Source organism: Symbiopectobacterium sp. Eva_TO (genome assembly GCF_053848865.1).
On the sequence record NZ_JBSPEY010000004.1, the window covers coordinates 3,289,297 to 3,314,604 of the forward strand.

Genomic DNA, 25,308 nt, shown 5'->3' on the forward strand with positions numbered 1-25,308 from the left:
GTTGTGGCGAGTACCGCCACGCGCAATCTGTACCAAAAGCAAAAGCCCTTACCTGAATAGGGAAGGGCACATAAGGCGGGTACATCCTCAGGTGTCGCTATGCTAGCGACAGGTGAACCGATTAACGGCTACGGAAGACAATGCGGCCTTTACTCAGGTCGTACGTGGTCAGCTCTACAGTGACTTTGTCACCCGTCAGGATGCGGATATAGTTTTTACGCATTTTACCGGAGATATGAGCGGTAACCACGTGTCCGTTTTCCAACTCAACGCGGAACATGGTGTTAGGCAGTGTATCAAGCACGGTGCCTTGCATTTCAATATTGTCTTCTTTGGCCATCGAATCCTCTAGGGTTAACTACCTTAACTTTTTTAACGGGCACGATAATGCCGAAAAACCGGCATTATGTAAAGGAGCGTTGATGATCTCAGCAGCAACTTTCGGATAAGAAGGGCGTATGAGCACGCTTATCTTTCTCCAACAGGCGCTAGTGGCAGTGCTTGTGGCTGCCAACTGGACGCCGCGAGAGGAGCATCCTGCAATGCGCGTAGTGCCGTAAGATACGTCTCGCGTGAGACTTCGGTGGCACCGAGAGAAGCCGTGTGAGCGTTTAGCACCTGGCAATCGAGCAACAGCCCTCCACAACGCACAAAATACGTGACAAGGGCAACCAGCGCGCATTTAGACGCGTTATCTCGGTTGCTGAACATCGACTCGCCGCAAAACAGCTTTCCTTGCGCAATGCCATACAGCCCACCCACCAATTCATCCTGGTGCCAGACTTCGATGGAATGTGCGTGCCCCAGCTCATGCAGCGTGCAGTAAGCGGCAATCATCTCTGGGCTAATCCAGGTTCCTTCCTGACGCGCGTGTGCACAGGCGTGTATCACGGCGCTGAACGCAGAGTTAAGCGTGACGTGAAAAGGCTGCTTGCGCATGAACTTGTGCAGGCTACGGCTGATATGGAGCCCTTCAGGATGCAATATGGCGCGTGGATCGGGAGACCACCACAGAATGGGATCGCTGGGAGAGTACCAGGGAAAAATGCCACCTCGATATGCCGCCAGCAATCGGTCTGGCGAAAGGTCTCCACCAAAGGCCAATAAACCGTTGGGATCAGACAACGCCTTCTCCACCGGAGGAAAAAGCGTGGTATTGGATGAAAGTTGAAATAGCTGCATCATGCCTGCCGGATGGCGTGTTGATGGAATTGCCAATAGCGGCCGCGTGCTGCCAGCAGATCGGCGTGGTGCCCCTGCTCAACCAGACGACCATTATCCAGTACGCAAATACGATCCAGATACGCCAGATCGTGCAGACGATGGGTAATGATGATAACCGTTTTGCCGTGGGTGTTTTCACGCAGTAGATGCAGAATTTTTTGCTCGGTATCGGCATCCAATCCTTCGGTCGGTTCATCCAACAGCACCAAGGGAGCAGGGTGGAGTAAGGCGCGAGCAAATCCAAGGCGGCGCTGTTCCCCGCCTGATAGTTGGCGTCCGCCCTCACCGATCCAGGCATTAAGGCCCTCTGGCGTTTCCAGTAAATTACCTAGTCCTACCTGTTCCAACTGTTGGCTCAGTTGGGCATCGCTGGCTTGCGGTGCGGCCAGCAGCAAGTTGTCGCGCAGCGTCGCGCTAAAAATATGTATCCGCTGCGGCACCACGCTCATCATGTCACGCAGTGCCGGTTCACTCCACTGTGCGAGTGGCAGACCGTTCAGGGTAATGCTTCCTGCATCGCAGTCCCAGGCGCGGGTCAGTAATTGCAATAGCGTTGACTTGCCACACCCGGTACGTCCCAGCAGCGCAATGTGTTCGCCCGGCGCGATATCCAGCGTAATGTCCTGCAATACCGGCAGCGGTTGGCCCGGATAAGTGAAGCTTACCTGCTGTAGTGATAGCGTTGCCGTGGTGGTTAACGTTGCGGAGGGGGTTGCCGTTGTGAAAACCACCGCAGGTTGCTGACGCAGAATCTGGTCAACGCGCGTGGCTGATGCGATCACCTGACCCAGGTGTTGAAACGCACCGGTAACCGGACCTAATGCTTCAAACGCAGCCAGTGCGGCAAATACAAACAGAGCGATCAACGCTCCCGGTTGCGTATCACCGCCAATTCCCGCCGCTGCCAGCCAGAGAATGGCGGTAACGGTAACACCAGTGCAGAGCAACATCAGTGCCTGCGACAGGCCCGTCAGGCGCGCCTGACGCTGTTGCTGTGTCAGCCAGGCCTGTTCTGTGTCGGTGAGCTGGCTGCGAAAGGCGGTCTGCGCGCCAAACAGGGTCAATTCGGCTTGCCCTTGTAGCCAGGTAGTTAACTGCGTGCGATAACGTGAGCGCAGCAGCGTGAGATGGGTGCCAATCGGTTTGCCCGCACGGTAGAACACCAGCGGGAGCAAAGCTAACAGCAGCAACATAATGGTGCCGAGGGTCAATGCCAGCGAGGCGTCAAGCCAGCTAAGCCCGTAAGTCACCACCAGGATCACCACCAGCGCGCTGACCAATGGCCATATCACGCGCAAGTAAAGGTGATCGAGCGTATCAACATCGGCAACCAGACGGTTGAGCAAATCGGCCTGACGAAACCGGGCTAATCCCCCTGGTGAAAGTGGGAGCGTGCGCGAAAAGGTAAACACGCGCAGGTGTTGCAGCACGCGGAAAGTCGCGTCATGGCTCACCAGACGCTCGGCATAACGCCCGGCGGTACGTAGGATCGCCGCACCGCGCACACCCACCGCAGGCAGCATATAGTTGAAGGTCATCAATCCGGCAAGGCCTGCCAGTGATGCCCCTGCCAGAAACCAGCCGGAGAGCGTCAACAGCCCAATACTTGCTAATAATGTGACAATGGCGAGTACTATGCCAATGCTCAGCCGCCAAATGTGGCGACGATAGAGCAGGAGAAAGGGTTTCAGTACCTGCAACGGACTATTCTGCGACATATTAGTAAGCTCCCTGACGCTGTGCCAGAAGATCGGCAAACGGGCCTGACTGCTGACGTAGCGTGTCATAGTCACCCTGCTGTACCAGTTGTCCTTTTTCCATCACCCATACGCTATCATAATAGCGAGTGTCATCAAGGCGATGCGTCACCAGCAGGGTGGTTTGCTGACGTGCGGCGTTTCCCAAGGCGTGCATCACGTGCTGTTCACTGTGGGAATCCAGGCTGGCCGTTGGTTCATCCAGAAGGAGCAACTGCGAGTGCTTTAACAATGCCCGCGCAACGGCAACGCGTTGTGCCTGTCCGACAGAGAGTCGCGCTGCGCCATCACCCACGACGGTATCAAGACCCTGCGGCAACAAGGGCAGAAACTCGTGCACGTAAGCGCGTTCTACCGCGTGTTGCAACGTGTCCTCACTGGCCTGTGGGTTCCCCAATAGAATATTGCTGCGCAACGTTTCTTCTGGTAAATGCGGATTTTGTCCTAACCAACTGATGTGTTTACGCCATGCAGTCGCATCCAGCGCATGCAGTTCCTGCCCGTTGATACATAACGAACCACGATAGGGCAAAAAACCGAGCAGTACGTTAAGCAACGAACTTTTCCCGGCACCGCTCACGCCGACCAGCGCCACCCGCTGTCCCGGTTTGAGCGTAAAGGTCAGAGGCTCGGTTAGCGCACCGCCAGTGGGCGATAGCACCACCAGTTGGTGAGCCTGAATGGTAATCGTCTCAGCGTCAAAAGGCTGAGTGCCGAGACCGACCTCTTCCGCTTCAGCGGTAAGAAAGCTCACCAGCGATTCCGCGGCGCCTACGGCCTGCGCTTTCGCGTGATAAAATGTGCCCAGATCGCGCAACGGTTGAAAGAACTCGGGGGCGAGAATCAAGACCAGAAAGCCAGCAAACAGGGTGACGCCGGTGCCATAATGGCCGAAATCCAGCTCGCCAAGGTAAGAAAAGCCAAAATACACCGCGACGACCGCGATGGAGATAGACGCAAAAAACTCCAATACGCCGGAAGAAATAAACGCCATACGCAACACTTCCATGGTGCGACTGCGAAAATCCGCCGATGCCCGACGAATGTCATCCACTTCGGCAGCCCCGCGATGGAATAGTCGCAACGTTTCCATGCCGCGCAACCGATCGAGGAAATGGCCGTTCAGGCGTGCCAGTGCCAGAAAATTGCGGCGATTGGCATCTGCGGCCCCCATGCCGACCAGCGCCATAAACAGCGGGATCAGCGGGGCGGTAACCAGCAAGATGAGTGCCGCCGCCCAGTTGATGGGAAACACAGCGGCCAGAATTAGCAGAGGAATCAAGGCTGCAAGATACATTTGTGGCAGATAGCGCGCATAGTAATCCTGCATATCTTCGACTTGTTCCAAAATAAGCGTCGCCCAACTGCCGGCTGGCTTTCCCTGCACCCAGGCGGGCCCCAAGCGCTGTAATTTTTCCAGCACCTGATGGCGAATTTGTTGCCGTACTGCCTCGCCACAGCGAAAGCCCACCTGCTCGCGCAGTAAGTGCGTGAGCGCGCGTGCGGCAAACAAGCCAATAAGCAGCATGAACTCGCCGACGAGTGTCTGACGAGGCACGTGCTCAATAATCAAGGCATGCAACAATGTTGCCAATACCCACGCCTGTGCCACGATCAGAAGACCGCTTACCACCCCAAGTAATAAAGAGAGGCGGAGCCAGCGTTGTGCCAGTTTGCTCTGTTGTTTTAGCCAGCGAGCAAGTTGTTGCTGTCGAGTCTGTTTCATAGAGTACCGGGCTGCGCTATACAGAGGGGAATACCCAAAAAGCCAACCTTTATGTAACTGTTATATAACAAAAAGTAGGCGGGTATTCAGCGTGGCCTCATCTTACCGCGCTAAAGTGAAGGTGCAAACCAAAAGGAGGGAGAAAATGCGGGGAGAGATCAATTTTCCCAAAAGGGAGCCAAAAGAATCCCCTTATTCAGGTGGTACGATCTGAATAAGGGGAAAAGGGCAGAATATTATCGGGTAGCGAGGCCATCCAAATAGCGCTCTGCATCCAGCGCGGCCATGCAACCGGTGCCCGCCGAGGTAATGGCCTGACGGTAGATGTGATCCATCACGTCGCCTGCGGCAAACACACCAGGGATGCTGGTCTGTGTAGCGTTGCCGTGGATGCCGGATTGTACCTTGATATAGCCGTTTTCCAGCGCCAGTTGACCGTCAAAAATGGCAGTGTTTGGGCTGTGGCCGATGGCGATAAATACGCCAGCCAGCGCCAGTTCTTCACTCTCATCCGTGCGGGTTTTACGAATACGAACGCCAGTCACGCCCATGTCATCGCCCAGAACTTCGTCCAGCGTGCGATCGGTGTGCAATACAATATTGCCGCTTTGCACTTTGTCCATCAGACGGTCGATCAGGATTTTCTCTGCGCGGAAGCTGTCACGACGGTGGATTAAGTGAACTTGCTGAGCAATGTTAGACAGGTAAAGTGCTTCTTCCACCGCGGTATTGCCGCCACCGACTACGGCGACCCGCTGGTTACGATAAAAGAATCCGTCACACGTGGCGCAGGCAGACACGCCTTTACCTTTAAAGGCTTCTTCGGAAGGCAGACCGATGTAGCGTGCGGAGGCACCGGTCGCCACGATCAGGGCATCACAGGTATATTCTTCGCTGTCGCCAAACAGACGAAACGGGCGTTGTTGCAAATCAACGCGCTGGATGTGATCGAAAATGATCTCGGTGTTGAACTTTTCAGCATGAGCGTGCATGCGGTCCATCAGCAATGGCCCGGTAAGCCCTTCCGCGTCGCCCGGCCAGTTTTCCACTTCTGTCGTGGTTGTCAACTGCCCGCCTTTTTCCATGCCGGTGATCAACACCGGATGCAGGTTAGCGCGCGCGGCGTACACCGCAGCGGTATAGCCCGCTGGGCCAGAACCTAAAATCAATAGCTTGTGGTGCTTGACGGTACCCATGTGTTCCTCTTTTTTGCAACGGTCTACTTAACACCGATTGTAAGGAAATTACCGGGCTAAAAAAAGTAGGCAGCAAAATTGTTACCTATTTGTTTAATCGGTTGTGTCGATAACCCATACAATTCACTGATAAGACAGCGTCATTTATTAGCGAAATGATTGAAAATGGTCTTACCGAGCGCACAGTAGGGTTTTATTTGGCAGTTTCTTCTGATTTTCATTGTTTTGCTTTGACAATCGGCTACCGTTTTGCGAAAACATCTAAGGAAGAGGAAACTATTTGTATGTGAATGGTTGAAAGCTCGGTTTTTCTTTATGTTGTCGCTTTTACCGTGCGACCGCTGATGGTGCGTTTATAACAGGACAGACAGGGTGTTATGCACGCAGGGATGACATTGCGGTGCGCCGCGGCGGTGAAAGGAGAGTGACGTAAAGCTACCCTTGATATACAAAATAGACAGCGCGTCTTCTTTTAGGGCTGCTCTGATACATGATGTGGGTCGGAGTGTAGCAAGGGCAAGGATGTAGTGAAGAGAGACAATAAGAATGGTAGACACGAAAAAACGACCGGGAAAAGATCTTGATCGCATCGATCGCAATATCCTGAAAGAATTACAAAAAGACGGCCGAATCTCTAACGTTGAACTTTCCAAACGCGTAGGGCTTTCTCCTACACCGTGCCTGGAACGCGTGCGCCGCTTGGAGCGTCAGGGCTTTATCAATGGCTATACCGCATTGCTGAACCCGCATTACCTCGATGCTTCACTGCTGGTGTTTGTTGAGATCACGCTAAACCGCGGTGCGCCTGATGTTTTTGAGCAGTTCAACACTGCTGTGCAAAAATTGGAAGAAATTCAGGAGTGTCATCTGGTCTCCGGGGATTTCGACTATTTGCTGAAAACACGCGTGCCGGATATGTCCGCATACCGTAAGCTGCTGGGTGAAACATTGCTACGATTGCCGGGTGTGAACGATACCCGTACCTACGTGGTGATGGAAGAAGTAAAACAGAGCAATCGTCTGGTGATCAGAACGCGCTAAACGCAGGGGTGCAAAGCCCGCTAATTTCAGCTACACTCCTGTGAATATATACAGTCACAGCGCCGAGTTTGCCTCGGAGTTTTGTCATGAACATGCACAGGACCCCTGGAGAGACGCTTGAGCCAGGAATATACCGAAGACAAAGACGTGGCGCTGAAGAAACTCAGCGGCAGCCGTCGTTTATTGGAAGCGATTTTAATCGTTGTTGCGCTATTCGCCGTTTATTTGAGCGTAGCGCTGGTTAGCTTCAGTCCGTCCGACCCGAGCTGGTCACAAACTGCCTGGCATGAGCCCATTCATAATCTGGGCGGTGGTGTCGGCGCTTGGCTGGCCGATACGCTGTTTTTCATCTTTGGCGTGCTGGCTTATGCCATTCCACCGATCATGCTGTCGCTGTGCTGGGTCGCCTTTCGCCAGCGCGATAATCAGAGCGATGTCGATCTGTTTACTCTCTCTTTGCGCCTGATTGGTACGTTGGCGCTGATCCTCACGTCCTGCGGTCTAGCCGCGCTCAATTTGGACGATCTCTACTATTTTGCCTCTGGTGGTGTGCTGGGCAGTTTGCTGAGCAGTTCAATGGTCCCGCGTTTCAACAGCATGGGGGCCACGCTGATTCTGCTCTGCATCTGGGCAGCGGGGTTGACGCTGTTTACCGGTTGGTCATGGTTGACGATTGCGGAAAAAATCGGCGGCGCGGTTTTAGGCCTTCTGACGTTCTTCTCCAACCGTTCTCGCGCAGAAGATAACTACCGCGATGAGGATGACGATTTGCACGACAATGCGGATCGGGAGGGCGAACAACCCGATACATTAACCGCGTCAACTGAGGCAATAGCCGAAGACGTGGATGAATATGACATATTGCTTGCACCCGCTGCGCGTGAGCGCGCTGTTGATGAAACAGAGCAAAACATTACGGTAAGTGGCGTTGACGCAACGGATCATCTTGTTCCGGTGCAGGAGTTGGTTCCGGTTGATACGGTGCCAGACTCAACGATCGCGCCCAGAGCATTCACCCCGGCTACGCCAGCAACGGCTGGCAGTCATGATACCCACGGACAGGATTCACTGCCGCCGCTTTACGCGTTTGAGTTGCCGCAAGCTGCTGTGCAGGAAAATAACGCGTTATCCGCCTTTTCGCCGGCGACGGTGCCCGATCGCGATTGCACGCCGCCGTTGGGTTCTATTCATGATCTGGGGGCACCCGCTGTGGCCGCAGCCACGCCTGCGTCTAGCGATGCCGTGCCCTTTATGCCTCCCTTTACGGCCGCAGGGGAGGATAATTCTCTGGTGAAACAAGGCATGGGTCCGGAATTGCCACGTCCGAATCCGGTGCGTATTCCTACCCGGCGTGAACTGGCGTCTTATGGCATCAAGTTGCCGTCACAGCGTCAGGCAGAAGAGCAAGAGCGAGAAGCGCAACGTTTGGCACAGTCCCAGCCTGAAACGATTGAAAGGGTTGCACCCGAAGAGTCTGACGTTGACGAGGCCGCACAAGAGGCTGCTCTGCGTCAGGCTTATCTGGAGCAACAAGAGCAACGCTACGGCGAGGACTATGCCGAACGCGAGCAGGATGAAGAGGCACTGTTGCAGGCACAATTGGCGCAGGCGTTTGCTCAGCAGCAACAGGCGCGTTATGACGTTAGTGCGCAGCCAGAAGGTCCGAGCACAACGCAAGCCGTCGAGCCCGTAGGCACAAAAGAGCTGGCCTCAGCCAGTGTGACGGCAGCATTTATCGCCGGTGTTGCTGCGGATGCCGATGCGAATGAGCCTGCCTTTTCTTTCTCGCCGTTTAACGATTTGGTGGATGAGTCGCCAAAAGCGCCGCTGTTTACTTTGTCGCCAGCCGATGTGGCTGAATCGGCGCAGGATTCTGCCCCCCCATCGCCCACATGGCCTGCGGCAACTGGCGACGATGATAGCCTGGCAACGCGCGCACATCCGGTGGTGGAGCCTCAACATAGCGAGGATTTCGCCGATGAGGATGAGCCTGAAAGCGGTGCCACGCCTTCGTTGATGGATAGTCTTATTCATCCGTTTTTGGTGCGTAACGATCAGCCTCTGCAAAAGCCAACCACACCATTGCCGACGCTGGAACTGCTCACAGCACCGCCGGAAAGTGAAGCGCCGGTGGACCATTTCGAGCTTGAGCAGACCGCGCGTCTGATTGAAGCGCGTCTGGCGGATTATCGTGTTACCGCCAGCGTGGTGGGTTACGATGCAGGGCCAGTGATCACCCGTTTTGAACTGGACTTGGCTCCCGGCGTGAAGGCCGCACGTATTTCCAACCTGTCGCGTGACCTGGCGCGTTCGCTGTCAGTCGTAGCGGTGCGCGTGGTGGAAGTTATCCCCGGTAAACCTTATGTCGGTCTGGAACTACCGAATAAACTCCGCCACACCGTTTATCTGCGCGAAGTGCTCGATTGCAAGGCATTCCGTGATAACCCGTCACCGCTGGCAGTGGTGCTGGGCAAAGATATTGCTGGTCAACCGGTGGTCGCCGATCTGGCGCGTATGCCCCACTTGCTGGTGGCAGGGACGACAGGGTCGGGTAAATCTGTCGGCGTAAACACCATGATCATCAGCATGCTGTATAAGGCGACGCCGCAAGATGTGCGCTTTATCATGATCGACCCCAAAATGCTTGAGCTGTCGGTCTACGAAGGTATCCCGCATTTGCTGACCGAAGTGGTCACTGACATGAAAGATGCGGCGAATGCGTTGCGCTGGTGCGTCGGTGAAATGGACCGTCGCTATAAGCTGATGTCCGCATTGGGCGTGCGCAATCTGGAAGGCTATAACGAGCGGGTGAAAGCGGCGGAAGCGATGGGGCGTCCGATCCCTGACCCGTTCTGGAAACCCGGCGACAGCATGGATACTACACCGCCCGTGCTGGAGAAATTACCCTTTATCGTGGTGATGGTGGATGAATTTGCCGATCTGATGATGGCGGTTGGCAAAAAGGTGGAAGAGCTGATCGCTCGCCTGGCGCAGAAAGCGCGCGCGGCGGGTATCCACCTGGTGCTGGCGACGCAGAGGCCTTCCGTGGATGTTATCACTGGCCTCATCAAGGCCAATATTCCAACGCGTATCGCTTTTACCGTGTCGAGCAAAATTGATTCACGTACCATCCTCGATCAGGGCGGTGCTGAATCGCTGCTGGGAATGGGGGATATGTTGTACATGGCACCAAACTCCTCCATTCCGGTGCGTGTGCATGGCGCGTTCGTTCGCGACCAGGAAGTTCATGCCGTGGTCCTGGATTGGAAAGCGCGCGGGCGTCCGCAGTACATTGACAATATCACCAGTGGCAGCGATGACGGTGAAGGCGGTAATCTGGAATTTGGCGGCTACGAAGATTTGGATCCGCTGTTCGATCAGGCCGTGGCCTTTGTTGTAGAAAAACGGCGAGCCTCCATTTCTGGCGTGCAACGTCAATTCCGCATCGGCTACAATCGTGCCGCGCGTATTGTGGAACAGATGGAAATGCAAGGCATCGTTAGCGCTCCGGGGCATAATGGCAACCGAGACGTGTTGGCACCGCCGCCCATGGACTGATGCCATTTACAGACAATTCGTCTACCGCATCGCGTGATTCTCAGGCAATAGTTATAGGTAGCACGGCGAGCAGTAGGTCGTGCAGTACGACATGTGCAAAGTACGATAGTCAGACCGCGATGGCGGTCTTTTGAATCGACAGCAAAGGATGTAAATAATGAGAAGAGGCTTAGTGGCAGGCGTGCTGATCGCCGGGATGACGTCCAGCGCGGTTTATGCCGATGCGGCGAGCGATTTACAGAGCCGACTGAACAAAGTGAACAGCTTCCATGCGACGTTCACCCAGAAAGTCACTAGCGCTGAAGGGACGGCGGTGCAGGAAGGTCAGGGGGAACTCTGGCTGAAGCGGCCAAATCTGTTCAACTGGAAGACCACCGCGCCGGATGAAAGCGTGCTGATCTCTGATGGCAAGACGCTGTGGTTCTATAACCCGTTCGTTGAACAGGTGACAGCGACCTGGCTGAAAGAAGCCACGGGCAATACGCCCTTTATGCTCATCACACGAAACGATGCCAGCGAATGGGGCCAGTATAACGTGCGTCAGCAAGGGGATGACTTTGAGTTAACGCCGAAAGCGGCCAAGGGCAACCTGAAACAGTTTGCCATCAACGTCAATGCCAGCGGCACCATCAAGAGCTTTGTCGCGACTGAGCAGGATGGGCAATGCAGCAGCTATACTCTGCAAAACCAACAAAACGGCGCTGTGGATAGCAGCAAGTTCACCTTTACGCCGCCGAAAGGCGTGACGCTGGACGATCAACGGCAGTGAGGCCATCGTGAGTAACCTGTCGCTGGATTTTTCGGACAATAGCTTTCAGCCGCTTGCAGCGCGTATGCGACCCGCTACGTTGGAGCAATATATCGGTCAACAGCATCTGCTAGGCGCAGGTAAGCCCTTGCCGCGAGCGATAGAGGCGGGGCAGTTACACTCCATGATTCTATGGGGGCCGCCCGGCACCGGAAAAACCACGCTGGCAGAGCTGATTGGTCGTTACGGACACGCTGACGTTGAGCGGATCTCGGCCGTGACCTCCGGGATCAAAGAGATTCGTGAAGCGATAGAGCGTGCGCGGCAAAATCGCGATGCCGGGCGACGCACCATCCTGTTCGTAGATGAAGTACATCGATTCAACAAGAGCCAGCAGGATGCTTTTCTGCCGCACATTGAAGATGGCACCATCACTTTCATCGGCGCAACCACCGAAAACCCTTCGTTTGAGCTTAATTCGGCACTGCTGTCGCGTGCGCGCGTCTATTTACTGAAGGCACTCACCGCAGAAGACATCGAACAGGTGTTACAGCAGGCGATGACCGATACCGCACGAGGATTTGGCGGGCAGAACATCGTATTGCCACCTGAGACGCAGCGATTGCTGGCGGAACTGGTGAATGGCGATGCGCGCCGCGCGTTGAACAGTCTGGAAATGATGGCGGATATGGCCGAGGTCGATGCGCAGGGCAACCGGGTGCTAACCCCCGAACTGCTGCACGAAGTGTCGGGCGAACGTAGCGCGCGCTTTGATAACAAGGGCGACCGTTACTATGACCTTATTTCTGCATTGCATAAATCGGTGCGAGGTTCCGCACCTGATGCCGGATTGTACTGGTATGCACGCATTATTACCGCAGGTGGCGATCCGCTGTATGTTGTACGGCGTCTGTTGGCGATAGCCTCTGAAGATGTGGGCAATGCCGATCCGCGGGGAATGCAGGTGGCGATCGCCGCCTGGGATTGTTTCACCCGCGTGGGGCCGGCAGAAGGGGAACGCGCTATTGCTCAGGCGATTGTGTATCTGGCTTGTGCACCCAAGAGTAATGCCGTCTACACCGCCTTTAAAGCGGCGATGCAGGATGCCAGAGAGAAACCGGATTACGACGTGCCGGAGCATTTGCGCAATGCGCCCACCAAACTGATGAAAGAGATGGGACTGGGTGCGGAATACCGCTACGCCCATGATGAACCCAATGCCTACGCGGCGGGTGAAGACTATTTCCCGCAAGCGATGGCGCAAACGCGTTACTATCAGCCAACGTCACGCGGTCTGGAAGCCAAAATTGGTGAAAAGCTAGCCTGGCTGACTGCACAGGATCAAAATAGCCCGACAAAACGCTACCGCTGAACTAGGCGTTGCGGTAAGGTTATAAAGTTCTTTTCTACCGCGCGACGGGTGTCGCGCAACGTAAAATTTCACCAAAAAACATTAAAACAGGATTAGCATGCTCGATCCCAATTTACTGCGTAATGAGCTAGACGCAGTTGCCGAAAAGCTACTGGCTCGCAGAGGTTTTAAACTGGATGTAGACACGCTGCGTCAACAAGAAGAACGCCGCAAAGTGCTACAAGTAGAAACGGAAAGTCTGCAAGCAGAGCGTAACTCCCGATCGAAAGAGATTGGTGCGGCTAAATCTCGTGGTGAAGATATCGAACCGTTGCGCCGCGAAGTGAATACCCTGGGTGAAAAGCTGGATGCGGCCAAGGCCGAGCTGGATGCCTTGCAAAATGCCATTCGTGAACTGGCGTTAACCATTCCGAATATGCCGGACGACACTGTGCCGTTGGGCAAAGATGAGCATGATAACCAAGAAATCAGCCGCTGGGGTGAGCCACGTCAGTTTGATTTCCCGGTGCGCGATCATGTTGATTTAGGCGAATTGGCGAAAGGCGTCGATTTTGCTGCTGGTGTTAAATTGACCGGTGCGCGTTTCGTTGTCATGAAAGGACAAATTGCTCGCCTGCACCGTGCGCTGTCACAATTTATGCTGGATCTGCATACCGAACAGCACGGTTATCAGGAAGCCTACGTGCCTTACCTGGTTAACCACGCTACGCTGTACGGTACCGGCCAGTTGCCGAAGTTTGGTGAAGACCTGTTCCATACTAAACCGTTGGATGAAGAAGCGGAAAGCAGCAATTATGCGCTAATCCCGACGGCGGAAGTGCCGTTGACCAATCTGGTGCGTGATGAAATTCTGGACGAAGAAACGCTGCCGATCAAAATGACGGCGCACACCCCGTGTTTCCGCTCTGAAGCGGGTTCCTATGGTCGTGATACCCGCGGCCTGATCCGTATGCACCAGTTTGACAAAGTGGAGTTGGTGCAGATTGTGCGCCCGGAAGACGCCATGGATGCGTTGGAAACGCTGACGACGCATGCGGAAACCGTGCTGCAACTGCTGCAACTGCCTTATCGCAAGGTGCTGCTGTGTAGCGGTGACATGGGCTTTGGCTCAACCAAAACCTACGATCTGGAAGTGTGGCTGCCAGCGCAGAATACCTACCGTGAAATCTCTTCTTGCTCCAACATGGGGGATTTTCAGGCTCGACGCATGCAAGCGCGCTGCCGCAGCAAGAGCGACAAGAAAACGCGTCTGGTGCATACACTGAACGGTTCCGGTCTGGCGGTTGGGCGTACACTGGTTGCCGTGCTGGAAAACTATCAGCAGGCGGACGGGCGTATTGCCATTCCTGATGTACTGCGTCCTTATATGGGTGGGTTGGCGTTTATCGGCTAAACATGCCGCTGTCTCGTTATCAAAAGCGCCTTTCGGGGCGCTTTTTTGAATTATGACGCCCCAGTATCACAAAACGTGCGGCCTGAGTTTGCCCTCGTTGACTTTTAAACGTGCAGTGGCATGATGCGCACACACTTCCTTGTTGTATTGGTTACCCACGCCCACTATGTCTGCTTTTTCTCGCCCAGTGCTGTTATTGCTCTGCGGCCTTATGCTGCTTACGGTTTGTATCGCTGTACTGAATACGTTGGTTCCGTTATGGCTTAACTATCAGCATGCTTCCGTGTGGCAGGTAGGCGTTGTGGGGTCATCCTATTTTACGGGTAACTTGCTGGAGACGCTGTTGGCCGGACGCTTGATTCTCCGTCAAGGATTTAATCGCAGCTATTACCTTGCGGCGTTGCTGTTTGCGTTGGCAACGCTGGGGCTGATGTTTTCCACGGACGTAACCAGTTGGCTGGTATGGCGTTTTGTAGCAGGTGTTGGTTGTGCGTTGATATGGGTTGTGGTGGAAAGTGCGCTGTTGTGCAGCGGCTCATCCACGCACCGTGGTCAACTGCTGGCAGCTTATATGGTTGCCTATTATCTGGGAAGCGTCGTTGGCCAGATTTATGTCGGCCTGCTGCCGACCGCTGTAGCGAGTGTTATTCCCTGGATGGTCATGCTGATTGTGCTTGCCGTGTTACCGTTGCTGTGTACCCGTTTACCGCGTCTGGTGCAGCCGGAGCATCCGGTCCATGTGGGTAAAATGCTGCGTAAACGCAGTGCGCGTCTTGGCATCAATGGCTGTGTGATTTCCGGCGTGATCCTGGGGTCGCTGTATGGGTTGATGCCGCTTTATCTCTCCCACAATGGCACCAGCGATGCCGACGTGGGTTATTGGATGGCGTTGTTGATTGGTGCCGGTATTGTCGGTCAGTGGCTGGTGGGGCGCATGGCAGATCTCTATGGGCGTTTGTTGGTGCTGCGTGTGCTGGTGTTTGCCGTTATTGTCGCCTGCGTTGCGTTACTGAGCGTTGGACATCTGGTAATGGCTCCTGCGTTGTTTTTGCTGGGCGGAGCGGGATTTACGCTGTATCCGGTAGCTATGTCCTGGGCGTGCGAAAAGGTACGTCATGAAGAGCTGGTGGCGATGAACCAGTCATTGCTGCTCAGTTACACTGTCGGCAGCCTTGTTGGTCCCAGTATGGCGGCCGCGCTGATGCAAACTTATTCTGATCGCGTGCTGTTTGTGCTGATTGCTACGGTATCGCTGGTTTATCTGGTCATGCTGCTGAAGAAAAGCGATCGCCATCCTAAACCGTTGGCGGCATAAATGTCACTTTAGGCCACCTCGTTATACACAAGTCCGCAACGCCTTATATGCCAAGGGTTAGCGGGCTGAAATAGGCAGCCGGTGGGGTTGTAAATGAAGTGAAACCGACGTGTACTATCGCCATTTACGGCGCTGAAAAATGACACGGGATTCAGATGGCTGGGCACACCAAGAACTGTAAGGGGTAAATCTTGGTGACACGAGGCTCAATAAGCGTGCCAAAGGGCTTTTGATACGGCTGGCTGAGAATCCGCAAGCCAGCATTCCGCATGCGTGCCTCGGATGGTCTGAGACGCTGGGTGCTTACCGCTTCATGGAGAACCAAGCATTCGAATGGCGAGACATTCTGCAACCTCACTGGCAGCGTACGCAGGAAAGGATCCGAGAACACGAGGTTGTGCTGTGTATCCAAGACACTACCGAGCTTGACTTCAACGGGCAGCAAATCCAAGGCTTGGGTCCCTTGAACTACGAAGCCAGGCGTGGTCTGTACCTGCATCCGACCTACGCGGTCAGTCCGGATCGCGTGGGGTTGGGCGTACTGGATGCGTGGATGTGGGCAAGAGAGCCGAAGGATGCAGACGGAAAACGCGATGGGCTCAAGGAGAGTACGCGCTGGCTCGAGGGATACGAGCGAGTTGCTGAACTCGCCTCGGAGTTGCCAAACACACGTCTGGTGTACTTAGCCGATCGCGAAGCGGATATCAAGGCGTTGATGCAGCTCGCTGATGACCTTGGCACTCCGGCTGACTGGTTGATCCGCTCGACTCATAATCGCAGTCTGGACTGTAATGAGAAGCTTTGGCAGAAGGTTGGAAAGACCGTGCCGGTGGGAGAAATCCAATTCGTTATGGCGGCTCGCGCGGGGCAGAAGGCGCGTACGGTGAAACAGGCGCTGCGCGTGAAGCGAGTGTCGCTGCGTTGCGGGTTGGCAGTGACTTGTGTGATAGCCAAGGAAATTGAGCCGCCAGCAGGCGTGAAGCCGGTCGAGTGGCGGTTGCTGAGCAATCGCGTACCTGAAGGACGAGAAGATATCGTGGAGCTGATCGACTGGTATCGGGCTAGATGGGAAATCGAGATGTTCTTCAATGTGCTGAAGAACGGCTGCTGTGTCGAAGCGTTACAGTTATCGACCGTGGATCGCATTGAGCGGGCATTGGCGCTGTTCATGATCGTGGCATGGCGCATCGCCTATTTAATGCGTATGGGACGAACCTGTCCAGAGCTAGACGCAATGTTGTTCTTTGATTCCGACGAGACTCATGGCGCTTACCTACTGATGAACAAGCGTATGCCCAAGGGCCGCCCTAAGCTAAACGAAGTATTGCGCTTAGTTGCGCAACTCGGAGGCTTTCTTGCTCGAAAAGGCGACGGTGAACCAGGCGCAAAAACTATCTGGAAAGGCTTGCAGAAAGTCATGACGGCCGCCGAAACGCTACGCGCGCTCAGGCACGAACAGAGATGTGTATAACGAGGTGACTTTAGGCTGGCTAATGTGTATTAGCTCAGACCTGATCTGACAGTTACCGGTTATTTATACAGGTGTCTGTCAGATTAAATCTGGTTCAGATTTTTTTCTGCCCAGACTCGTTTACCATCAAGTAACGTGGCCATTGGCGTACGCCCGCAGCACATTTTACCCTGATGAGTTCGCTCATTATTGTAATGCCACAACCAGTTGTCCAGATCCTTTTGTAGACTTTCTAGGTCCTCGTATAACGTCTTACGGAACGCAACCTGATAAAAATCCTGCAAAATAGTTTTATGGAAGCGCTCGCAGATACCGTTTGTCTGCGGAGACATCGCTTTCGTTTTCGTATGGTCTATATCGTTGATAGCCAAGTACAGCTGATAGTCATGTTGTTCCACTTTACCGCAGTACTCCGTCCCCCTGTCCGTCAGTATTCTTAGCATTGGCAGCCCCTGAGCTTCGTAGAACGGCAGCACGCGATCATTGAGCAGGTCGGCGGCAGAGATCGGTGCTTTACTCGTGTAAAGCTTGCAGTGCGCCACTTTCGAGTACGTATCCACGAACGTCTGCTGGTAGATACGGCCAACACCTTTCAGATTACCCACGTAGAAGGTGTCCTGCGACCCCAGATAACCCGGGTGAGCAGTCTCTATTTCACCACAGGCTTCGTCGTCGTGCGCCTTCTTCTCCAGTGCAGCGATTTGAGCATCAGTAAGTACGATGCCTTCTCTGGCAACTTTTTCCTCAAGTGCCTTCAGGCGCTTACGAAAGTTTTCCAGATCGTGTCGTTGCCAGATGGAGCGCACACCGCTGCCAGAAATGAAGACGCCTTTTTTACGCAGCTGATTACTGGTCCGGTGCTGGCCATGAGCCGGGAACTCAATGGCGTAATCAACAACCGCACGTTCAGTGGCTTCATCAGCACGGTTTTTCAGGTTGGGAACCCGGCGGTTTTGGTTAACCAGAGCGTCAATGCCGCCTTCTGCCGCCAGTTCCTGATAGCGATAAAACGTGTCGCGTGACACCCCCATGATTTTACAGGCTTTTGATACGTTACCGAGTTCTTCGGCGAGATTGAGCAGGCCGGCTTTGTGTTTGATGATGGGATTGTTAGTATGAAGCATGAGAGTTACCTCGTGTTTTGTATAAGGATTCGACACCCATATCAAAACCGGTAACTCTCAACCTTTCAAGGTCCAGTGTCAGATCAAGTCGCGACTAATACAGCTAATGAGCTTTTGCCTGCCTCCACAATATTGTTCCATAACGCTTCTGCTACCGGGCTCAGGCGCTGTCTGGCGTTGCGAATCAGGTAAAAGATACTGGTCAGGTTTAACTCGTCAGGGGCGATAGCGGCCAATTTGCCCTGTTGTACCCAGGGTGCGGCGTAGTGATCGGGTAAGTAGCTAAATAGCTGTTCCTAATACCGCTACACTTTTGCCTGTCCATGTTTTCCACTGGGAAACGGGCTGACGGTTTCCATGAAGCGGCGAACCTTGTTCAGTAACTGCCACATTGAACAGCATTGATGATTGCGGGTAATGGTTTCATGCAACGCCTGCCATAACCGCTCTACATGATTTACCCATGGTGAGTACACCGGCTGATAAATAACCCTGAATTTCGGGTTTTCTTCCAGCCAGCGCTGCGTCTCCCGGCTTTTGTGAATAATGTAGTTATCAACTATCAGCGTGAGCGTTTTTGCCCGTCTGTACGTTGCTCTCAGATGCTCTAACATACTGATAAAAAACACGAACTTTTACTGTTTCCTCCAACATCGCTGACTTTTCCCGTCCCGCTGTGTAATGCACCCGCCAGATAATATTTCTCGTTCTGGCCCGGCGTCACGATGCGTTTCTGCTTCCCGCGAACCTGCCAGTCCGCGCCAATTTTGGGATTCAGATGAATATCCACTTCGTCTTCGTAAAAGACGGGATGTTCCGCGCTGCATTGTTCCAGCGCCATCGCGATGGCCTCCATTTTTTCTTCCTTATGCGGGTCGCGGATACGCAGCGTAGGAGCTGCGCGTCGCCACACCAGACCGGCAGAAGGCAGCCAACGGCGCACCGTGGAAGCATGCAACTGACAACCGGTTATCTCATTGATTTTTATTGCTAGCAGTTCCGTGCTCCAGCGCGAACGCTGATAGCCAAAATCATGAGGGGAACGCTTTACGAGCTGGATTAACAGTGCGCAGATCTGTTCAAACGGCCAGCGACGGCCACGACCGGGCCGCAGAGATTTGAGGCCTTCAATGCCGTACAGGGTGAGCCAGTTAATCCATCTGCCGATTGACGAACGGGCGCAGCAAAGCATTCTGGCGACATCGCTCACGCGCTCGCCCCGGTGCAACATCAGGATGGCGGTCAGCCTGCGGGCGTGATTCTTGTCACGCGTTTTATGGAGAGTTTTCTTCATCAGGCGTCGTTCGTTACGGGGTATCGGTGCTATGCTCGACATCGCTCAGTCCGGTTGATGATTTGGGATCTTTATCGATTGCTCAGATCGCTCAACTCGGACTGAGTTCCCTTCAGGTGATCTACTATTCGGAACAGTTATTTAGGCTGTGTCCCTTAATTACATAACCTCTGGTAAAACAGGCGGATGCAGCCCAGTTTCAACATTGCCAGATAATTCCTCGCCGTTTTGTCGTAACGTGTCGCAATGCGACGGTATTCTTTCAGACGGCTAAAGCACCGCTCAACAACGTTCCGATTGCGGTAGGCGTCACGATCGAGCTTTGAACGACCATCCACCGCCATTTTTTCAGTGGATTTTCGGGGGATGACAGTTTTTATACCTCTGTTTTTCAGCTCGTTACGTAATACATGCCCGGAGTACGCCTTGTCAGCGAGTACCGCATGACCACGGCGTTTCATACTGCCGTTCTGGCGTTGAACACCAATACCGTCCAAAAGACGTAGTGCAAACTGACTTTCATGAGCCTGACCGGGGCTCAACACGATGTTTAACGGAAGACCACTTCCGTCTGTAGCCATATGGATTTTGGTGCCAAAACCACCTCGAGAGCGACCCAGACCATTATCTCCGGTGATATCGGGATGTTTTTTTGAGCACCGGCAGCACATTTCAGCGCCCTGATATTGCTACCATCCAGCGCAGTCGCTGACCAGTCCAGGAGGCTATGGGCATCAAGTGATGAAAGTAACTTATTGAAAATAATGTTAATGACTCCCGATTTTGACCATCGGTTAAAGCGGTTATAAACGGTTTTCCATGGGCCGTATCGCTCAGGTAAATCACGCCATGGGGCACCAGAGCACAGCACCCAGAACATGCCATTGATAATCATGCGATGCTCAGCCCATGGGCGTCCGGCCTGTGGTGTTGCTGGTTCAGCAGGGAGTAAGGGCTGGATGATAGCCCATGCTTCATCGGGAAGGTCGTAGCGAGCCATAGTTCAAAATGATGTAGAAACAAACAGTTAGTATAACTCATGGGATTAAGGGACACCGCTTAACATTCTCCAAGATTTATCCGCGAGGGAATACGAACAAAGCAGTATAAAGCAAAATTTGACTTGGATCATATCGTGAAAATTTAGTGGGGTGAAACCCCTCTGCGATCTGCACCAAAGCCATATTAAATAATTGAAATTATTAAATAAAAATATTTTAAAAAATTATAAAAAGAGTTGAGTGCAGGGGGTAGAATACCGTGAAAAAGAGTTAAATGATATGCGTTTTTGTATCATTTCTGTGTTATGGGTTGCTGCAAATTAATTAAAAATTCACCATTCAATAACAATAAGTGCAATATTCTTCATTTTCTGCGAAATGCCGAATTATTCGAATTATGCAGCATAATTGGATGATGAAATCTTGCGTGTTGCTGGAAAATTGATCGAAAAAAGCAAGGTTATCGTTCGAGGTCACTACAGTGTGAATGCTCCCCGGCGTTAACCGGGGAGGACGGGCGATACGGCATTAGCCCCAGAAACGACGCTTCGCCGCTTGCAGTTTCTCGTAAGCCGCCAGCAGCGATTGGTGTGCGGGCAATGTGGAGAAGGTGTCATCGACGTCAAACAGCCCATAGAAACACTGCTCACCAGCAATCGCTGCGCTCGCGGCGTCGACGGTGTCGCTGCCGTACATCTTCACAAACGCATCATAATACTGCGATGGCTCGCGCTCTTCGTCCAACGCCAGCGTCAACAGCGTCTGCAAACAGCGGTAGTAGTTGCTGCGCGATGGGCTGAAGACGGAGCCGTTGAAATCCTGCGTCCATTCCGCCCAGATTAACGCCTGTTCCAGATCGCCGCCTGCCAGCGCCAGCATCGCTTTTAATTCACCAATACGCAGCGTAAGCCAGCCGTTATCCTTGCCGGTTGCCAGCCCCAGCAATTCGCTCACGCGGGTGAAGTCATCGAAACCTTCATCATCCAACTGGGCAATCAGATCGAGATACGCCTGTTTTTCCAACTGGCTGCCGGGCAGGGAGAGGATAGTCTCGCGTAAATGCACGCCCATATTGTTGTTTGCCAACAGCAGATCGTCTACCGGATAAATGTCGGACATCCCCGGTACAATAATGCGGCAAGCATACACTGACAGGTGCTCGTAATCGGCGATGTACACCTCTTTGTGCTCTTTGTGGAAAATGGCCATCAAGGTAGCAAATTCCTGCTCGGTGCTGCCTTTAAAGCTCCAGTCGACAAAGGGATAATCCGCGTCGGTTTTAAACAAATCCCAGGAGATCAAACCACTGGAATCGATAAAGTGGGTTTCCAGATTGGCATGATCCGCCACATCATCATTGTCGAAGCTCGGCGGGGTAAACACATCGAGATCTTTCAACCCGCGTCCTTGCAGCAGTTCGGTGGCAGTACGCTCCAGCGCGACGCCGAAATCCGGGTGCGCACCGAAAGAGGCGAAGCAGGTGCCGTTACTGGGGTTGAACAGCACCACGCAGATCACTGGATAATTACCGCCCAACGAGGCGTCATAGGCAAGGATCGGGAACCCTTCTTTTTCCAGCGTGGCGATGGCTTCCACCACGCCAGGATAACGTTGCAACACGCTGTCCGGGATGGTTGGCAGGCTGATGGCTTCAGCAATAATGCGGTTTTTGATGTGGCGTTCGAACACCTCAGACAACCCCTGCACACGCGCTTCATTGGCGGTGTTGCCAGCGGACATCCCGTTGGAAACGTAGAGGTTACCGATGATATTCATCGGGATGTAGACGGTGGTGTCATCGGATTGACGGGTAAACGGCAGGGCGCAGATGCCACGTTCGTCGTTGCCGGATTGCAGATCCACCAGCATGCTGGCGCTCAATTCGTTATCAGGATCGTAAAATGCGCGCAGGTGATCATCCAGAATCCCCTGTGGCAAGCTGTTATCGTCCGGCAGCGGGAACCATTGCTCGTTCGGGTAATGCACGAAATCGCCGTTAGCGATTGACTTGCCCAAATAGAAGTCTGCAAAGAAGTAGTTGGTGGAAAGACGCTCGAAATATTCACCTAAGGCTGAAGCCAGGGCTGCTTTCTTGCTGGCGCCTTTGCCGTTCGTAAAGCACAATGGGCAATCTTTGTCGCGAATATGCACGGACCAGACGTTAGGCACCGGGTTCAGCCAGGAGGCTTCTTCGATGTTGAACCCCAGGTCACGGAGTTGCTGTTGAAAACGGGCGATGGAGTCTTCCAGGGCGGCGTCTTTGCCTGGGATGAACGTTTGGCTCATGATTGTCACTTTTCTCTTTTATGGGACGTGCATCATACGGACTTTTCACGGACAACTCCACGCTGTCGCCGTGCGGGTTTTATACGGGAAAGCGTAATAAGGATTGCAGCGGGAAGGAGCCAGTGATAAAAACAAATGATGACGGTTGCTGCAAAAAAACCATGATGGCTGCTGCAAATAGCCAACGTGGTTGTTGCAAAAAATCATAATAGTCGCTGTAAAACAGTCAAAACGTTAAAAATAGTCGTACTAAACACGTGGTGAGGGGAAATGACACAAGTTTTCAATTTTAGCGCCGGTCCAGCTATGCTGCCGGTTGAAGTGCTGCGTCGTGCCGAGCAAGAGTTGTGTAACTGGCGTGGGCTGGGAACGTCCGTAATGGAAATCAGCCACCGCAGTAAAGAATTTATGCAGGTGGCGGAGGAAGCCGAGCAGGATCTGCGCGATTTGTTAAAGATCCCCTCCAACTACAAAGTGCTGTTCTGCCAAGGGGGCGCGCGCGCGCAGTTTGCGGCCGTGCCACTCAATCTGCTGGGTGACAGCACTAAAGCTGACTATATCGACGGTGGCTATTGGGCGCACAGTGCGATTAACGAAGCAGAAAAATACTGCAAACCGAACGTTATTGAAGTGAAAACCCGCATTGACGGCCTGCGCGCCGCCAAACCGATGCGTGAATGGGCTCTGTCTGACGATGCCGCTTTTGTGCACTACTGCCCGAATGAAACCATTGATGGTCTGGCAATTGAAGAAACGCCTGACTTTGGCGACAAGATTGTGGTTGCTGACTTCTCCTCTAGCATCCTGTCCTGCCCGAACGATGTCAGCCGTTTCGGCGTGATTTATGCCGGTGCGCAGAAAAACATTGGCCCTGCTGGTTTAACCTTGGTGATTGTGCGCGATGACCTGTTGGGTAAATCCCGCAGCGTGCTGCCGTCGGTACTGGATTATAAAATCCTGGCGGACAATGACTCCATGTACAACACGCCGCCGACCTTCGCCTGGTACCTTTCTGGCATGGTATTCAAATGGCTGAAAGAGCAGGGTGGCCTGGTTGAAATGAAAAAACGCAATCGCGAGAAAGCGGATCACCTTTACGGCGCTATCGATAGCAGCGATTTCTACCGTAACGACGTGCTGGCCGCCAACCGCTCACGCATGAATGTGCCGTTCCTACTCGGTGATGACGCGCTGGATAAACTGTTCCTGGAAGAGTCTAAAGCGGCTGGGTTGCATGCGCTGAAAGGCCACCGCGTCGTGGGAGGGATGCGTGCATCGCTGTACAACGCGATGCCGCTGGAAGGTGTACAGGCGCTGACTGCCTTTATGGCGGATTTTGAACGTCGCCACGGCTAATACCGCAGCGAGTGACGCCGTGGTTTGCCCGCGGCGTTGCAGGTCGTACCGTTGCCGCAGAACGTAAAGCGGCAACTTGTTTCCAGTAAACCCCGGTGTGTACCGGGGTTTCTTATGTTGATGACAGGAGTTAAGAGTTACATGCAGGAATCCCTTACCCTACAGCCTATTTCTCTGATCGATGGCGTGATTAACCTTCCCGGTTCGAAAAGCGTCTCTAACCGCGCTTTGTTGCTGGCGGCATTGGCAACGGGGACGACGCGTTTGAAAAACCTGCTCGATAGCGATGACGTTCGCCATATGCTGGACGCGTTGCAACTGTTAGGCGTGCAATACCAGCTTTCGCCCAGCCGCACCGAGTGCGACGTCACTGGTATTGGTGGACCGTTCAGCGCGTCGCAACCGTTAGAACTGTTTCTTGGCAATGCGGGCACGTCGATGCGTCCGCTGGCCGCCGCGTTATGCTTGACGCAAGGCGATATTGTTTTGACCGGTGAGCCGCGTATGAAAGATCGCCCGATCGGCCATCTGGTAGATGCGTTGCGCCAAGGTGGCGCGACCATCGACTACCTTGAGCAGACCAACTATCCGCCATTGCGCCTGCACGGCGGTTTCCAGGGGGGGGAGATCGCTGTGGATGGCCGCGTCTCCAGCCAGTTCCTGACCGCGTTGCTGATGACAGCGCCGTTGGCGAACAAAGACACCCGCATCAGTATCAAAGGCGATTTGGTGTCCAAGCCCTATATCGATATCACGTTGCGCATGATGAAAGATTTTGGCGTTGAGGTGCACAACGAGAATTACCAGCACTTCAGCGTACAGGGCAACCAGCAATACCATGCGCCAGGTGAGTATCTGGTGGAAGGTGATGCCTCTTCCGCTTCCTATTTTTTGGCGGCGGCGGCCATTAAAGGCGGAACGGTCCGTGTCACGGGCGTGGGACGTAACAGCGTGCAAGGCGATATCCGTTTTGCTGACGTGCTGGAAAAAATGGGTGCCATTATTCGTTGGGGTGATGACTATATCGAGTGTCAGCGCAGTGAGTTGCATGCCATCGATATGGGCATGAATCATATCCCCGATGCGGCCATGACGATTGCTACGACCGCGCTGTTTGCCGAAGGTGGCACCACGACGCTGCGCAATATCTACAATTGGCGCGTAAAAGAGACCGATCGTCTTGCGGCAATGGCGACTGAGCTGCGCAAAGTCGGTGCGACGGTGGAAGAGGGGAACGATTATATTCGTATTACGCCTGCCCCTCAGTTACGTTTTGCCGAGATCGGCACCTACAACGATCACCGTATGGCGATGTGTTTCTCGCTGGTGGCATTATCCGATACACCAGTGACCATTCTCGACCCCAAATGTACGGCAAAAACTTTCCCGGACTATTTTCAACATTTGGCGCGTCTGAGCCACGGTTAATAACCGGACGGTAGTTGC

The 25,308-nt window shown here is 53.6% G+C and carries 16 protein-coding genes and 3 pseudogenes; 9 read left to right on the forward strand and 10 right to left on the reverse strand.

All coding sequences use genetic code 11. From position 1 onward, the window contains the following. Positions 1–121: 121 nt before the first annotated feature. The 5 genes from infA to trxB form a co-directional block, all read right to left on the reverse strand. Positions 122–340 (reverse strand): translation initiation factor IF-1, encoded by a 219-nt coding sequence (gene infA, locus ACWWJF_RS19490; RefSeq protein ID WP_455870351.1) that lies wholly within the window; start codon positions 338–340, stop codon positions 122–124. 128 nt (positions 341–468) lie between these two features. Then, complete coding sequence (aat, locus tag ACWWJF_RS19495; protein ID WP_455871178.1) at positions 469–1,182, reverse strand: leucyl/phenylalanyl-tRNA--protein transferase; 714 nt, start codon at positions 1,180–1,182, stop codon at positions 469–471. Beyond that, complete coding sequence (cydC, locus tag ACWWJF_RS19500) at positions 1,182–2,924, reverse strand: heme ABC transporter ATP-binding protein/permease CydC (protein WP_455871179.1); 1,743 nt, start codon at positions 2,922–2,924, stop codon at positions 1,182–1,184. Before cydC ends, aat begins: the two co-directional genes overlap by 1 nt. Before the next feature lie 19 nt (positions 2,925–2,943). Then, positions 2,944–4,707, reverse strand: coding sequence for a heme ABC transporter permease/ATP-binding protein CydD (cydD, locus tag ACWWJF_RS19505; RefSeq protein WP_455870352.1), 1,764 nt, complete (start codon positions 4,705–4,707; stop codon positions 2,944–2,946). Positions 4,708–4,943: 236 nt separating this feature from the next. After that, complete coding sequence (trxB, locus tag ACWWJF_RS19510; protein ID WP_455870353.1) at positions 4,944–5,903, reverse strand: thioredoxin-disulfide reductase; 960 nt, start codon at positions 5,901–5,903, stop codon at positions 4,944–4,946. A 546-nt stretch (positions 5,904–6,449) separates the two neighbouring features. Here trxB and lrp point away from each other — a divergent pair. The 7 genes and pseudogenes from lrp to ACWWJF_RS19545 form a co-directional block, all read left to right on the forward strand. Further along, the gene (gene lrp / locus ACWWJF_RS19515) at positions 6,450–6,944 is read left to right on the forward strand and encodes a leucine-responsive transcriptional regulator Lrp (protein WP_455870354.1); all 495 of its coding nucleotides are present in this window, start codon (positions 6,450–6,452) and stop codon (positions 6,942–6,944) included. A gap of 117 nt (positions 6,945–7,061) precedes the next feature. Next, positions 7,062–10,502, forward strand: a complete 3,441-nt coding sequence (locus ACWWJF_RS19520; RefSeq protein ID WP_455870355.1) for a DNA translocase FtsK 4TM domain-containing protein — start codon at positions 7,062–7,064, stop codon at positions 10,500–10,502. A gap of 157 nt (positions 10,503–10,659) precedes the next feature. Next, positions 10,660–11,271: an outer membrane lipoprotein chaperone LolA gene (lolA, locus tag ACWWJF_RS19525; RefSeq protein WP_455870356.1), complete on the forward strand. Its 612-nt coding sequence runs from the start codon at positions 10,660–10,662 to the stop codon at positions 11,269–11,271. A gap of 7 nt (positions 11,272–11,278) precedes the next feature. Beyond that, positions 11,279–12,622, forward strand: a complete 1,344-nt coding sequence (locus ACWWJF_RS19530; protein ID WP_455870357.1) for a replication-associated recombination protein A — start codon at positions 11,279–11,281, stop codon at positions 12,620–12,622. 97 nt (positions 12,623–12,719) lie between these two features. Continuing rightward, positions 12,720–14,015 carry a serine--tRNA ligase gene (gene serS / locus ACWWJF_RS19535; protein ID WP_455870358.1) on the forward strand — a complete coding sequence of 432 codons (1,296 nt, stop codon included), beginning with the start codon at positions 12,720–12,722 and terminating at the stop codon, positions 14,013–14,015. Between the two features lie 166 nt (positions 14,016–14,181). Then, on the forward strand, positions 14,182–15,330 hold the full coding sequence (locus tag ACWWJF_RS19540) for an MFS transporter (RefSeq protein WP_455870359.1): 1,149 nt from the start codon (positions 14,182–14,184) through the stop codon (positions 15,328–15,330). A gap of 181 nt (positions 15,331–15,511) precedes the next feature. Continuing rightward, positions 15,512–16,801 (forward strand): annotated as a pseudogene (locus ACWWJF_RS19545) (IS4 family transposase); the annotation flags it as partial. An 83-nt stretch (positions 16,802–16,884) separates the two neighbouring features. Here the strand turns inward: ACWWJF_RS19545 and ACWWJF_RS19550 are convergent. From ACWWJF_RS19550 to ycaO, 5 genes and pseudogenes are all read right to left on the reverse strand, one after another. After that, entirely contained in the window at positions 16,885–17,925 is a 1,041-nt protein-coding gene (locus tag ACWWJF_RS19550) for an IS481 family transposase (protein WP_455868673.1), read from the reverse strand. Between the two features lie 83 nt (positions 17,926–18,008). Then, positions 18,009–18,206 (reverse strand): annotated as a pseudogene (locus tag ACWWJF_RS19555) (LysR family transcriptional regulator); the annotation flags it as partial. Between the two features lie 24 nt (positions 18,207–18,230). Beyond that, a pseudogene (locus ACWWJF_RS19560) lies at positions 18,231–19,261 on the reverse strand (IS630 family transposase). 113 nt (positions 19,262–19,374) lie between these two features. Then, positions 19,375–20,219 (reverse strand): IS5 family transposase gene (locus tag ACWWJF_RS19565; protein WP_455870360.1). Its coding sequence is split into 2 segments (ribosomal slippage): positions 19,375–19,874 and positions 19,874–20,219, totalling 846 coding nucleotides; the frame shifts between segments, so codons are not numbered across the junction. 529 nt (positions 20,220–20,748) lie between these two features. Further along, complete coding sequence (ycaO, locus tag ACWWJF_RS19570) at positions 20,749–22,506, reverse strand: 30S ribosomal protein S12 methylthiotransferase accessory factor YcaO (protein WP_455870361.1); 1,758 nt, start codon at positions 22,504–22,506, stop codon at positions 20,749–20,751. Between the two features lie 270 nt (positions 22,507–22,776). On the opposite strand from ycaO, the gene serC reads away from it, so the two are divergent. Both serC and aroA read left to right on the forward strand, forming a co-directional pair. Beyond that, the gene (gene serC / locus ACWWJF_RS19575) at positions 22,777–23,862 is read left to right on the forward strand and encodes a 3-phosphoserine/phosphohydroxythreonine transaminase (protein WP_455870362.1); all 1,086 of its coding nucleotides are present in this window, start codon (positions 22,777–22,779) and stop codon (positions 23,860–23,862) included. A 141-nt stretch (positions 23,863–24,003) separates the two neighbouring features. Beyond that, positions 24,004–25,290, forward strand: coding sequence for a 3-phosphoshikimate 1-carboxyvinyltransferase (gene aroA / locus ACWWJF_RS19580; protein ID WP_455871180.1), 1,287 nt, complete (start codon positions 24,004–24,006; stop codon positions 25,288–25,290). The last annotated feature ends 18 nt before the right edge of the window (positions 25,291–25,308 follow it).